At 70.3% G+C, this 12,598-nt stretch carries 10 protein-coding genes and 2 pseudogenes; 6 read left to right on the top strand and 6 right to left on the bottom strand.

Annotated elements, in window-relative coordinates; translation table 11 throughout:
• Nucleotides 1-790: pseudogene (locus ACZ7MG_RS42500) on the bottom strand (IS630 family transposase); the annotation flags it as partial.
• A 435-nt stretch (nt 791-1,225) separates the two neighbouring features.
• Between ACZ7MG_RS42500 and ACZ7MG_RS42495 the strand changes: the two are divergent.
• Nucleotides 1,226-1,543: a hypothetical protein gene (locus ACZ7MG_RS42495; RefSeq protein ID WP_471395343.1), complete on the top strand. Its 318-nt coding sequence runs from the start codon at nt 1,226-1,228 to the stop codon at nt 1,541-1,543.
• Nucleotides 1,544-1,626: 83 nt separating this feature from the next.
• Nucleotides 1,627-1,851: a hypothetical protein gene (locus ACZ7MG_RS42490; protein ID WP_471395344.1), complete on the top strand. Its 225-nt coding sequence runs from the start codon at nt 1,627-1,629 to the stop codon at nt 1,849-1,851.
• 141 nt (nt 1,852-1,992) lie between these two features.
• Here ACZ7MG_RS42490 and ACZ7MG_RS42485 read toward each other — a convergent pair whose 3' ends face one another.
• The 3 genes from ACZ7MG_RS42485 to eccB form a co-directional block, all read right to left on the bottom strand.
• Nucleotides 1,993-2,217 (bottom strand): hypothetical protein, encoded by a 225-nt coding sequence (locus ACZ7MG_RS42485; RefSeq protein ID WP_471395345.1) that lies wholly within the window; start codon nt 2,215-2,217, stop codon nt 1,993-1,995.
• Nucleotides 2,205-3,464: a type VII secretion-associated serine protease mycosin gene (gene mycP, locus ACZ7MG_RS42480; protein ID WP_471395346.1), complete on the bottom strand. Its 1,260-nt coding sequence runs from the start codon at nt 3,462-3,464 to the stop codon at nt 2,205-2,207. The genes ACZ7MG_RS42485 and mycP overlap by 13 nt, the downstream gene beginning before the upstream one ends.
• 89 nt (nt 3,465-3,553) lie before the next feature.
• Complete coding sequence (gene eccB, locus ACZ7MG_RS42475) at nt 3,554-5,077, bottom strand: type VII secretion protein EccB (protein ID WP_471395347.1); 1,524 nt, start codon at nt 5,075-5,077, stop codon at nt 3,554-3,556.
• Nucleotides 5,078-5,292: 215 nt separating this feature from the next.
• On the opposite strand from eccB, the gene eccE reads away from it, so the two are divergent.
• The 3 genes and pseudogenes from eccE to ACZ7MG_RS42460 all read left to right on the top strand — a co-directional run.
• On the top strand, nt 5,293-6,699 hold the full coding sequence (gene eccE, locus ACZ7MG_RS42470) for a type VII secretion protein EccE (protein WP_471395348.1): 1,407 nt from the start codon (nt 5,293-5,295) through the stop codon (nt 6,697-6,699).
• Nucleotides 6,699-7,478 carry a hypothetical protein gene (locus ACZ7MG_RS42465; protein WP_471395349.1) on the top strand — a complete coding sequence of 260 codons (780 nt, stop codon included), beginning with the start codon at nt 6,699-6,701 and terminating at the stop codon, nt 7,476-7,478. Before eccE ends, ACZ7MG_RS42465 begins: the two co-directional genes overlap by 1 nt.
• 392 nt (nt 7,479-7,870) lie before the next feature.
• A pseudogene (locus ACZ7MG_RS42460) lies at nt 7,871-7,933 on the top strand (hypothetical protein); the annotation flags it as partial.
• Nucleotides 7,934-7,987: 54 nt separating this feature from the next.
• On the opposite strand, the gene ACZ7MG_RS42455 reads toward ACZ7MG_RS42460, so the two are convergent.
• A complete protein-coding gene (locus tag ACZ7MG_RS42455; RefSeq protein ID WP_471395447.1) occupies nt 7,988-9,046 on the bottom strand; it encodes a hypothetical protein in 1,059 nt (352 codons plus the stop codon).
• Between the two features lie 375 nt (nt 9,047-9,421).
• On the opposite strand from ACZ7MG_RS42455, the gene ACZ7MG_RS42450 reads away from it, so the two are divergent.
• Nucleotides 9,422-11,407 (top strand): MinD/ParA family ATP-binding protein, encoded by a 1,986-nt coding sequence (locus ACZ7MG_RS42450; RefSeq protein ID WP_471395444.1) that lies wholly within the window; start codon nt 9,422-9,424, stop codon nt 11,405-11,407.
• A 130-nt stretch (nt 11,408-11,537) separates the two neighbouring features.
• Here the strand turns inward: ACZ7MG_RS42450 and ACZ7MG_RS42445 are convergent, their stop codons facing one another.
• Entirely contained in the window at nt 11,538-12,491 is a 954-nt protein-coding gene (locus ACZ7MG_RS42445) for a bifunctional riboflavin kinase/FAD synthetase (RefSeq protein ID WP_471395350.1), read from the bottom strand.
• Nucleotides 12,492-12,598 lie beyond the last annotated feature (107 nt).

Below are 12,598 nucleotides of genomic sequence, written 5' to 3'. Positions count from 1 at the left end.
AGGACGACGGGGCCGCCGAGCTGCTGGTGTGCGGCGTCGAGCAGGCGGGCGTAGTCGGTCTCGGTGAAGCCCTTGCGCCGGCCTTTGGCGGGGCCTCGGTCAAGGTGGATGCGGTAGATCAGCCGGGGGCTGCGGCCGGCCTTCGTGCAGACCAGCGCCGCCATCGAGACCCGCTTGGTGCCCGCGGCGGCGACCTTCACGACTGGGGTGCGGCCGCGGCGGCCCCAGGTGCGGCCTTTGGGCGGCCTCAGGCCCTGACCTGCCTCGTCCTCGAAGCAGAGCCAGGCGCCCAGGTCCGCCGCCTTCTTTTTATGACGGGCCACTGCTCGTCCTTCCACGCGGCGATCCTCGCCTCGTCCCGCTCGGTGGCCTTGCGGCTCGGGACCTGCACGCTCCAGCCGATGCGGTGCAGCAGCAGGTCCAGCCCGGCCAGGGTGTACTCGACCCCGAACCGGCGGCGCACGATTTCGCCGATGCGGGCCAGCGTCCAGCACTGGTCACTCCAGCCGGAGGCGGCAGGCCCGGCCTCTAACACCGCCTCCAGAGAACGTAGTTGTACGGCGCTGAGTTTGCAGCGGGCGCCGCCGGGACCTTTGGACACCAGCGCCTGACGGCCGCCCGAGGCCAGGGCCCGGCGCCAGCGGTTCGCCGACATGCGGGTCACCCGGAACCGCCGGGCCACCTCCCGGTCACTGGCCCCCGCCTCGATCAAGTCAGCTGCTGCGAGCCGGACTTGCTCACGCCGATCGCGCTCCTCGGCTGTCAGTCCACCGCCATCGGGATACCTCACTCCTCCGGCATAGCGCAGCCGACCCCAACCGTCACGACCCGACGTAACCCGCACCGTTAAAGATCTCTAGTGTCTCGCGATCCGGTTCATGCCACCTGAAGTTCATTGACTCGTTGGACGCTGCGTGAACCCTTCTTCGGAGCAGGCCACAGAATTGCGGACGTTGGCGGCGAACCGGCACATGACGGCGGATGTGGCCCTGTGAGCCCGCCTTGTGTTGTGGCGGCGAGGGCCGCCGCCGCAAGGACTCGCCGAACTGGCGGGGGTGTCCGCCAGGAAAATGGACCGCACCGGGGCCCGGTACTCGGAGAGCGGGGTGGCGGGCCTGGTGGAATGAAAGCGCGGTGGCGGAAAGGAGCGGGTACCGGCGCAGACCCGCGGCCGGGTGATCGCGCTGACGACGACTCCGCCATCGAAATCTGGCCTGTCTCACTGGTGGACGCGCACGCTGGCCGATCAAAGGACCCGGCGTTCGCGGATACGGGCGCCGATATCGTCGGGCTATACGTGGACCCGCCCGGGAGCGCGGTCGTCCTGTCGGTCGACGAGAAGGCGCAGGTGCAGGCGCTGGACCAGACCCGGCCGGTGCTGACGGTGGGTTTGGTAACCACAGCGAAGCCCACCCACAACCATGTGCGGCACGGCACCACGAACCTATTCGCCGCACTGAACATCGCCACCGGCGAGATCCTCGCAAAGGTCCGGCTCGTCACGAGCAGCGTGAGGAAGCATGTCGATAACAACTCGGACTGACACAAACCGCAGCACGAGACACTAGCGAGCACATTGTGAATTCTTCCCACGCCCACACCCGGCGTCGCCGCCGGGTGTGGGGTATGACCCTCGATGATCCAGAGCAGCGAACAGAGAATGGCAAGTTCATCTATTCGGGATATCAAGCTTTCGGCAAGGTAACTGACTGCCGCAATAGCCAGCACGAAGATCAAGTACTCTTCAGTGCGATCCAAGCTGTCGGCTCAGAGCATCGAGACGCTGCCGCGATGAAAAAACTCATCTCCGACTACACCACGGCTATCGCAGACTCCGAACAATGCTCTTGAATCAGCGCGTGGATGTGGAGCGACGGAGATCAGATCAACCACGAGTTCGAGGCTGACGGCGTCCGCTTCCCCGGCGCCGCTTTGACGACTGCGCCCGCACTGGCCCTGCACTACACCCGTACTACACCCGCGCCCCGCCCGTCAGGAGGCGACCGTGAAACCCTGCACAGCCAGGTAGACACTCATGCCGGCCATGACGAGGAGGGCTACGCGGGCGACGACGAAAGCCGAGTCTGGCACTTCCTCCGCCGTCGGGTTGATGCGGGCGCGCCAAGCGCGAACCCGGTCCGCCTTGACACAGGCCATGGCCAGGAGAATGGCGGACAGAATAAGAAGAAGTATGCCCATTTGGGTCAGTACGTCCATGTGTTGCCGCCTCCCGAACCACGCCGCCTGCGTCTTGTGTCTCGTACTGCCACTGCCGTGCCGCTCAGCCCCGCCACCAACACCAAGCTGCCCACGACCACATACGTCGCCAGGCGGGTGTTCCGTTCCTCTGCGGACTCGCCGAAGTGCAGCGGAGTGACCGAGGGGGCCTCGCCTCTGGTCACTTCGTCCTCGGGCTTGGGGCTTTCGATCGGGTGCGCCGGGTCGACGTCGGTCAGGGCTCTGACGGGGTCCACCACTCCCCAGCCGACCAGGCGGTCGTGGCCGGGGATCGAGCGTTCCGCCGTCTGCTCGATCTGGGCGACGATCTGTCGGGCTGTCCAGTCCGGGTGTCTGGACTTCAGTAGCGCCGCGACCCCGGCCACGTACGGGGCCGCGAAACTCGTGCCGTTGTCGGAGCAGTGGCCGCCGCCGGGAACTGTGGAGATCATGTCGACGCCGGGCGCCGCGACTCCCACGAAATCTCCCGACTGCGAGAAGGAGGCCCGTTCGTTGTTACGGTCGGAGGCCGCCACCGCCAGGACACCCTTGTACGACGCGGGGTAGGTGACTTTGACGTTGCCGCCCAGACCGTCGTTGCCGGCCGAGGCGATGACCACCACGTTGTTGGTGAGGGCGTAGTCGACCGCCCCTTCAAGCCTCACGTCGGGCCGTACGGCGTTCGCCGTGTCCTGCGAGATGTTGATGACATCCGCGCCCTTGTCGACCGCGTGACGGATCGACGACGCCAGGGTCAGGGCCGTTCCGTCGCCCTCCGCGTTGTTCTGCTTGATCGGGATGATGTCGGCGTCGGGGGCCAGGCCCACGAAACCGGTTCCCTTCATCGGGCGGGCCGCGATGATGCCGGCGACTCGTGTGCCGTGGCCCACCGTGTCGGTGGTGCCCTGGCTGTTGCCGCGGTCGATCTCCTCGCCCTTGGAGTTCTTCGTGGGGAGGTAGTTCGCCCCGCTCGATGTGTCCACAGCCTTGGCGAGCTGGGGGTTCTTGACGTCCACCCCGGTATCGATCACGGCTACCTGGACGTTCTTCCCCGTCGACAGGGCCCAGAGTTCATCGAGGTTGACGCGTTGCAGGGCCCAGGGGCGGCCCGTGTAGTCCTTCGCAGGGAAGGTGCACTGACCGCTGTCCGCCCTGGCAGTGGCGGCCGGCCAGGTGAGTGTCGAGGTGGCGGCGATCAGCATGGTCATCAGGGCGGCAAGGGCCGCGGGTGTCCGTCTCTCCCTCATCACGTCCATTCCTGCTTTCGGCTTCGTACGCGCCTTCGCCTTCGCCTTCGCCTTTTTCCTGGGCATCGCGTCGCTTCCTCCTCTCCGCGCTACGAGCCCTGCGGCTGGCGGGCCGCCGCCTCCGACAGACGCGGGCCCGTCGGCAGGAACCTCGACCACGCCACGGGGACCGGCGAGGGTGTCACTCTCTGATAGCCGAGCCGGGTCTGCGCGATCTTCGCCTGGTTCAGGTCCTCCTCGCGCTGCTTGGCGGAGGTGCCGATGCCCTCGTCGTCCGTGGTGCTGTCGCTGTTGGACTGCAGGGCGTAACGCAGGCCTGTGTCCGTCACCAGGAAGACACCGCCCGCCGACGTCTCCGTGCCCTGGAACTGGCGGTAGAGCTGGCCGGAGCCGGGCGTGACGTACGCGCTGGAGGAACCGGTGGGCAGTTGGGCAGGAAAGTCGGTGCCCACCCAGGTCGACAGCTTCGTCTTGCCCTTCGATCCGACCGAGAGCAGGACGTTGCAGAGGGTGTTGCGGCCGGAGGTGGCGCTGTCGCCGTCGTTCACCGTCTTCGGCTTGGACGTCGGCCAGGTCTTGTCGGCCGCGAAAGTGGTGCTGTCGGCGACCGCGCCGGGGTGCACCTGCTGTGCCTCGCCGGCCTGTCCGACATCGACCAGGGCGCCGCTGTTGAGCAGCAGGGCGGCGACGAACTCGGTGATCCGGGCGACCTCGCCCGGCAGCACCACGTAGTACTGCATCCGCTGCCCGTCGTACGCCTTGATCACCTCGCCGACTTTGTCGTACTGCTCCAGGCCGGCGGAGGCGTTCGCCTTCGCGCCGGGGATGCCGTCGATCTGCGGGATGGAGACCGGGTCGCCCTTGTGGAGCGTGTCGAGCCACTGCTGGGAGACTCGCTGTGGGGCGCGGCCCTGCGTGTCCAGGGCCTTGAGCAGTTCGTTGTCGGCCGGGTCGGCCAGCGGGTACGCGGTGCCCTGGGCGTCGACCACGTACTGGGCCTTCTCGTCCGGGCCGACGACGTACATCAGTTCGCCGCCGGACAGTTTGTCGGGGCCTTGCGTCTTGGTGAACTCCTTCTCGGCCAGGACGAACGCGGCCTTCTGGATGGCTCGGCCGCCGTCACCGGGACGTTCGCAGACCGCCCAGTACTTGGCCGCTTCCGCCTCCTCCGGGGAGGGCAGCCGGTCGGGGGCGTAGGGGATTCCGATCGTGGCGCCGTGCGGTGGCTTGCCGCTGTCGAGGATCTCCTCGTCGACGGTGATGATGTCGGCCTTGTCGGGGTCCAGAAGCAGCTTGGCCGATGCCATGTTCAGAACCGGATGCAGCTGCGTCCGGCCGTCGGTCTTCAGCACCACGTACCGGGTCGTGGAATCGCTCGCCACGATGACGTGTTGCGCGGCGTCGGCCCAGCCCTTGGGCGCTTTCGGGCTGAACACACCGATGCCCCCGAAGACCGCGAGAATCACCACACCGACGACGGCACCGGGCCACACCGCCCTCATCGGCTTGGGAGCGCCTTCCTCCGATCCCGGCGGAGACGACTGCAGGAAGGACGCGAGCGTACGGCGCTTCGCGAAGGTGTAGGCGCTGAGTTCGTCCCGCCGTGATGCCATGTGTGTCCGCTCTCTCCCCGTGCGGATCCGAAGGGGGATCCGTGAAGATCAAACCCCATCCTCAAATGCCTCCGAGTGCTCTGATGCCTCGGCTGTCAGAGCCGCCCCCTACTATGCCTGTTGCGTGACTGTGCTGATGGCACGGGCCGGTTGCTCAGGCCCCGTGGGGTCCTTGAGTCCAAGGGTTTTCGGGAGAGTTCGGGGGGTTTGGAGTGATGGCATCCGCGACACGCGCCCGGTCGCGATCGCAATCCGGGGAGCAGTCCGGGGCACAGCCGAGAGCACGGTCGGGGACGCGAGCGGGTGGCGCGGCGCAGGGCGCGCGCCGGTCGGGTTCACACGGCTCCGGCTCCCTCGCCGCGCCGTACCGCGGATCAGTCTCGCTTCATCTCAAGTCCCACGCGGGGCACGGGGGTTCTTTCGCGGTACGGCGGCTGCTGATGCTGGAGACGGCGACCGCCGTCCTGGTGGTCGGCTGGCTCCTCGGCGCGGCCGCACTCATCGCGGCGATCGTGGTCGCCTCGGTCCTGGTCGTACTCGCCGTCGTACGACGTCGTGGGCACTCCCTGCCCGAGTGGCTGGGCTCGCTGCTGGCGCTGCGGGCCCGTATGCGCCGAGCAGGAAACACACCGGTGCCCTCGGGCGTCGACTCCGGTCTCGCACCCGCCGTGGAGTGCGACCCGAGCCTGCGTACATACAGCTTCAACCGCGCGGATCGCGGCGATCGCCGCGATCCGCGGCCGGTCGGCATGGTGGGTGACGGAGGGTTCCTCACCGCGGTGCTCCAGTTGGAGTCCGACGCCGGAGCGCTGCGTGCCGAGCGTGGTCGCCGGCCGCTGCCGGTCGCGCTCGTGCAGGACGCCCTCGAAGTCGACGGGATCCTGCTGGAGTCGGCTCAGGTTCTCGTGCACACGCAACCGGCGCCCGCGCTGCATCTCCCCCAGCAGTCGGTCGTGGTGAGCAACTACGCGCCGCTCCAGGACCAGAGCGGCGCTCCGGCGGTACGCATCCTGTGGATCGCGCTGAAACTCGACCCCGAACTCTGCCCGGAGGCGGTGGCCGCCCGTGGCGGCGGACTGCGCGGGGCGCAGAAGTGTCTGGTGCGGGCGGCGGAACATCTGTCGAGCCGACTGACGGGTGCCGGTTTCCGAGCGAACATCCTCACGGAAGAGGAGCTGACGGCCGCCATCGCCACCTCCGCGTGCGCCAATCCGATGGTGACCGCGCAGGCCGCACAGGCAGGGCCGGACGACGTGCCGCAGCGGCGGACCGAGGAGGCGAGCCGCAGCTGGCGCTGTGACAACCGTCGGCACACCACGTACTGGGTGCGCCGCTGGCCGCAACTGGGCGGCGAGGGCACCTCGCTGGCGCAGTTGGTGGCGCAGCTGACCGGGATTCCCGCCCTGGCGACCACCTTCAGTCTGACGCTGGCGAAGGGCGGTCGTCAGAATGTGACCATCACCGGTCACGTACGCGTCACCGGCCGCAGCAACCAGGAACTGACCGACGCACGACGTGAGCTGGAACAGGCCGCACGGCAGGCGCGGACCGGGCTCGTGCGACTGGACCGGGAACAACTCCCCGGCGTTCTGGCCACTTTGCCGCTGGGCGGTGCCCGCTGATGACCAGGTCCGCCTCGACCTCACCGCCCTTCTCTGCCGCGCCCGAAGGTGCTCCGGGAGCCACGGGCCGCAGAGAGCGGCTGCGCACCGGGTTCGGGCTGCTGGGCCCCCGGCACCCGCGACACACGCTGACCGTGGAACAGGTGGGCGCGCTCTCCCTGCCCATCGGGGACGACGGTGTGGTGGTGGGCGTCAGCCAACAGGGGCGACCCGCCGTACTCGGCGTCAACCGTCCCACTCCCTTCGACATCGTCCTCATCGGCGGTCTGTGGACGGCCCAGGTCCTGGCGCTGCGCACGGCTGCGACCGGGGCCCGCGTGGCCGTGGAGACGGCACGGGCGCAGACCTGGATGCCGTTGGTGCACGCCATGGGCGGCGGGCAGAACGGCCTGGCCGTGTACGACGTGGGGCGCGTACCCCCACAGGGCGCGTCGGCCGGTACCCCGGTGCTGGTGGTGCGCGACTGCGGCATGCGGCCGCCGCGTGGACGCGTGACATCGGCACCCTGGCAGTCCGTGCTGACGCTTCTTCCGTATCTGAGTCCGGTTGCACCGCGCTTGATGCGCCAGGCCCAGGTGGTCGGCGTCCAGCGGGTGTCGCCGGACGAGGCGACGGAGATCGGGCGTGTGATAGGGCTGCCGCACCCCGAGACCCGCTCCCTGCCCGGGTTGCAGGACGGCATCACGTTGTGGTGCACGGATCGGGACCGGCAGTACGTGATGACACAGGCCACGGACGCGGAGACCGGCCTCCTGGGCGTAGCACGCCGCATGGACTGAGCAGACCCAGCGGAACGGACAGACCGACCGGATTCAACGGACTGGACGAACTGGACGGACTGGACGGACTGGGTCGACGGTTCAGGAGAAGCCTGGCGAGCAAGGATCAGGCTCAGGGCATATGCCCAATTTATGGAATCTTGCTGCAGCTTGAGCACTTCGCCGAAGCCGGTCAGGACAGACGGGTCTGCCGGGCTCGAGGTTTTGATGATTAGGCTGGGGTAGAGCACGTCGCGAGTTGCCCGCAAGCGGGCGGTACGGACTGTGCAGCATCTGCCCGGGGCCCAAGGGGGGACCAGCCCGGCGAATCAGACGACAGGAACGGTCGCCCCAGCACGGCATGAGGGTGCTCGACCACACCAGGAGGAATTGTGAGCAGCGATCGGGACGGGATGCGCGGGGGCTGGGCCACACCCGACGATGACCAGCCCGACGCGGAGTCCGCCGTCGAGACGACGGGCGAGTTCACCATCGACTACGCGCCGCCTGCCTGGTACACGCAGAACGCGTCATCCGCAGGGGCCGGTTCGGAACCGGGTGCCGGTGCGGGTGCGGAGACGAATGCGGGGGCCGTCCCTCCGGTTGTCGGCCCGCCCGCGACTCCCGCCGCACCTCCGCTCGCTCCTCCGGTCCCGCCTCCCTGGCCGCCGGTGGCCGCCGCGCCCGAGGTCGGCGTCGACAACGGGGACATCGCGAGTGGCGCGACCATGCGGATTTCCGCTGCCGCGCTGAAGCGTGAGATCGAAGACACCACCGGGGCCGCTGATACGGCTGTCGGTGAGGGTTCTCCTTCGGGCGGGGCGCCCGAGACAGGCGTGGTCGCGGCTACCGCTTCCGGTGGTGAAGCGGAGGTCGGCGACTTCGAGTTGAGCGTTCCGCAAGTGGCGGAGAGTGCGGCGGAGGAAGCTGCTGGGCCCGACTCCCAAGCCGTGGCTGGTGGCAGTGGCACCGACGGTGCCCCTGCAGATTCCGGTGCCGGTGCCGGTGAAGCCAATGACAGCGGTACGAACGCCGAGGGAGTAACCGCTGCGGACACGGTCGGCGAGGCCGGTGTCGCCGAGGGGGAGCAGCCCGGGGAAGCCGGTGCGGCGGTAGCGGTAGGTGTGGACTCCGGTGGCGACGACGCGAAGCCTGCGGGCGTCGCCGACGGAGCCGAGTCGGCGGCTGCCGCCCCACAGGACACCGCTGCGGGAAATTCGGCTCCGCAGGACACCGCTGGACAGGACGCCGCTCCGCAGAACACCACCCCGCACGACGACGCTCCCGGCCCCACCGAGCCCGTCCACGCGGCGCCCGGCCGCGCCGACCTCCAGGGCTCTGCGCCCGTCGTGCCCGATCCGGACGCCCCCGGTGGCGTACCGCAGGAGCCTCCCTCCTGGACGCCGCCGGCGCCGCAGGGTGGGCTTCCGCCGTTGCCGCCCGCGTTCCAGTTGGCGGAGGCGACCGCGCCCGCGCCGGGAGCGCAGTGGCCGCCGTCCGTGCCGGAGTACCCCGGGGTGCCGGGCCAGGAGCCTGCCGCCGCGCAGGGTGAGTCGTCCGTGCCCCACCAGCCGCAGCAGCCGTTCCATCCGCAGGCCCCCCAGGGCGCGCCCGCGGCATGGGGCAACCCGATCGACGCCACGCCGGGTACGCCCGGCATGCCCGGTGCGCCGGGCGCCCCCGCGACCCCTGTCGCACCCGGCACACCCGGCACACCCGGCACACCCGCAGCGTCTGCCACACCTGGCATTCCCAACGCCCCCGGCGCCCCAGTGCCGCCCGGAGTCCCCGGTCCCCCTGTACCGCCCGGCGTACCGAGCACGCCCGCACCCCCCGCGTCCCCCGACGCCTTGGGTGCACCTGGCGTCCCCTACGCCCCCGGCACCCCCGTGCCGCCCGGAGTCCCCGGTCCCCCCGTCCCACCCGGCGTACCCAACACCCCCACACCACCCGCGTCCCCCGGCATGTCCGACGCCTCCGGTGTTCCGGTCGCCCCGGCCCCGACGTCTCCGCCCGGTCAGCAGCCGGTGCCCCCGCAGGCTCCCCACGCCCCCTCCCCCGCGGGCTACGGCTTCCCGCCCCCGGGCGCACCCGTACCCCCGCAGGCACCCATCCCGCAGCAGGGCGGCTACGGCTTCCCCCAACCCCCGGCCCAGCCCGCCCACCCCGGGCAGCAGGGTCAGCCCGCCCACCCGGAACAGGCGGGACACCCCGGCTTCCCGGGACAACCTGCCGTGCCCGCGCCCCCCGGCCCGCCCACCCCCGGTTACGGCTTCCCGAACCCCGGCGCACCCGTACCCCCGCAAGCACCCATCCCCCAGCAGGGCGGCTACGGCTTCCCTCAACCCCCGGCCCAGCCCGCCCACCCCGGACAGCCCGGGCACCCCGGCGAGCCCAGCGCCCCGGCCGCGCCCCCGCCCGCGCCCCAAGCCGGCTACGGCTTCCCGCCCTCCCCCGGTGTCGCCGAGGCCCCCGGTACTCCCGGCGCGCACACACCGCAGAGCGGCTACGGCTTCCCCCAACCCCCCGCACAGCCCGCGCAGCCCGGCCAGCCGGAGCACCCGGGGCAGCCGCAAGCCCCCTTCCCCGGTCAGCCAGGGCACGCGGCTCACACGGGTCAGCCCGGCCAGCCGGGTCAACCGCACCCCTCCGCTCCCGTCGACCCCCGCACAGGCGCCGCATGGCCGCAGCCCGTGCAGCACGATCAGCGGCAGCCGACCAACCCGGGTGTGGCGCCGCTCGGTTACACCGCGGCGGTGGAGCTGTCCTCCGACCGGCTGCTCAACAGCAAGAAGCAGAAGACGAAGAGCAGCCGTCCGGCGTCGGGCGGTGGGCGCTTCAAGCTGGGCGGGAAGAAGGAGGAGGCCGAGCGGCAGCGGAAGTTGGAGCTGATCAGGACGCCGGTGCTGTCCTGCTACCGCATCGCGGTCATCAGCCTCAAGGGCGGCGTGGGCAAGACCACGACCACCACGGCGCTCGGCTCGACCCTCGCCACCGAGCGGCAGGACAAGATCCTCGCGATCGACGCCAACCCGGACGCCGGCACGCTCGGCCGTCGTGTGCGGCGCGAGACCGGGGCGACCATCCGCGACCTCGTCCAGGCGATCCCGTACCTCAACTCGTACATGGACATCCGCCGGTTCACCTCGCAGGCGGCCTCCGGGCTGGAGATCATCGCCAACGACGTCGACCCGGCCGTCTCCACGACGTTCAACGACGAGGACTACCGGCGCGCGATCGACATCCTCGGCAAGCAGTACCCGATCATCCTCACCGACTCGGGCACCGGTCTGCTCTACAGCGCGATGCGCGGGGTGCTGGACCTCGCCGACCAGCTCATCATCATCTCGACGCCGTCCGTGGACGGTGCCAGCAGCGCCAGTACGACGCTGGACTGGCTCTCCGCGCACGGTTATCAGGACCTGGTGGCACGTTCCCTCACCGTCATCTCGGGGGTGCGGGAGACCGGCAAGATGATCAAGGTGGAGGACATCGTCTCCCACTTCGAGACGCGCTGCCGCGGGGTCGTCGTCGTGCCCTTCGACGAACACCTGTCCGCCGGCGCGGAGTTGGACCTCGACATGATGCGGCCGAAGGTGCGGGAGGCGTACTTCACGCTCGCCGCGATGGTCGCCGAGGACATCGCCCGCCACCAGCAGTCGCACGGCCTGTGGACCTCGGACGGCAACCCGCCGCCCGTGGTCGCCCCGCCGATGCCGGGTCAGCAGGCCCCGGGCCAGCCCTATCCGCCGCAGCAGCAGGGACAGCCGTACCCGCCGCAGCAGGGGCAGCAGCCCTACCCCGGCCAGCCCCAGCCCTATCCGGGTCAGCCGGATCCCGGCCAGCCCCCGGGGCCCTACGGCCACCCCGGGCAGCCCGCCCCGGGCCAGCCGTACCCGCCGCAGCACCAGGGGCAGCAGCCGTACCCGCCGGCACCACCGCAGCAGTAGCCCGGACGGCGAGACGACAGGACGCCCCAGGACGACAGAGGACGACGGAGGGCCCGTACCGTTCACGGATCGTGAGCGGTACGGGCCCTCCGTCGTCTCGCCAGGCACAGAGAGCGCCGAGCCTCGGGGACTACTCCCCCGCGTACGCCCCGATCAGCTCGCGGCACTTCTTCACGTCCTCGCCCATCGCCACGAGCAGCGCCTCCAGGGAGTCGAACTTCGCCTGGCCGCGCACGAAGGCGAGGAAGTCGACGGCGACGTGGAGGCCGTAGAGGTCGAGGCCGACGCGGTCGATGGCGTACGCCTCGACCGTGCGCTCGGTGCCGTCGAACTGCGGGTTCGTGCCGACGGAGATCGCGGCGGGCATGGCCTCGCCGTCGACGTGCAGCCAGCCGGCGTAGACGCCGTCGGCGGGGATCGCGGTGTGCGGCAGGGTCTCGACGTTGGCCGTCGGGAAGCCCAGCTCGCGGCCACGCTGGGCGCCGCGTACGACGACGCCCTCGACGCGGTGGGGGCGGCCGAGGATCTCGCGCGCCCCCTCGACATCGCCCTCGGTGACCAGCCGTCGCGTGAGGGTCGAGGAGAACGGCTGTCCGCCGCCCGCCTCGCCGGTGACGAACAGGTCGACGACCTCGACGTCGAAGTCGTACGTCTTGCCCTGCTCGGCCAGGAACGCCACGTCCCCGGCGGCCTTGTGGCCGAAGCGGAAGTTGGGGCCCTCGACGACGGCCTTGGCGTGCAGCTTGTCCACCAGGACCTTGACGACGAAATCGGCCGGGGCCAGCCGGGAGAACTCGGTGGTGAAGGGCAGGATCAGGACCGCGTCCACACCCAGCTCGGCCATCAGTTCGGCGCGGCGGTGGTGCGGGGCGAGCAGCGGCGGATGGGTGCCGGGGCGCACGACCTCGCTGGGGTGCGGGTCGAAGGTGACGGCGACGGAGGGAACGCCCAGCTCACGCGCGCGCTCCACGGCGTGCCGGAGGATCAGCTGGTGCCCGCGGTGCACCCCGTCGTAGGAACCGATGGTGACGACGCTGCGCCCCCAGTCCTCGGGGATGTCCTCCAAGCCACGCCAGCGCTGCACTGTGACCGCTCCTCATCGAACCCGTGTCCGTATTGACGCCTGACCCTTGCGCAGGTCTAAGGGTGCCATGCCCGGTGCCCTCGGCCCGCATCGGCATCCGCCCTGTG

This window comes from Streptomyces sp. NPDC107538 (assembly GCF_055657445.1).
This window is presented reverse-complemented; position numbering and strand designations above follow the sequence as displayed.

Coding starts and splice junctions, on each gene's coding strand:
- ACZ7MG_RS42455 (WP_471395447.1), bottom strand. CDS start 9,046: ATGGAACGGCTGCTGCGGCTGGTGGGGCACGGACGACTCACCCTGCGC.
- ACZ7MG_RS42465 (WP_471395349.1), top strand. CDS start 6,699: ATGACCAGGTCCGCCTCGACCTCACCGCCCTTCTCTGCCGCGCCCGAA.
- ACZ7MG_RS42490 (WP_471395344.1), top strand. CDS start 1,627: ATGACCCTCGATGATCCAGAGCAGCGAACAGAGAATGGCAAGTTCATC.
- mycP (WP_471395346.1), bottom strand. CDS start 3,464: ATGAGGGAGAGACGGACACCCGCGGCCCTTGCCGCCCTGATGACCATG.
- ACZ7MG_RS42450 (WP_471395444.1), top strand. CDS start 9,422: ATGTCCGACGCCTCCGGTGTTCCGGTCGCCCCGGCCCCGACGTCTCCG.
- eccE (WP_471395348.1), top strand. CDS start 5,293: ATGGCATCCGCGACACGCGCCCGGTCGCGATCGCAATCCGGGGAGCAG.
- eccB (WP_471395347.1), bottom strand. CDS start 5,077: ATGGCATCACGGCGGGACGAACTCAGCGCCTACACCTTCGCGAAGCGC.
- ACZ7MG_RS42485 (WP_471395345.1), bottom strand. CDS start 2,217: ATGGACGTACTGACCCAAATGGGCATACTTCTTCTTATTCTGTCCGCC.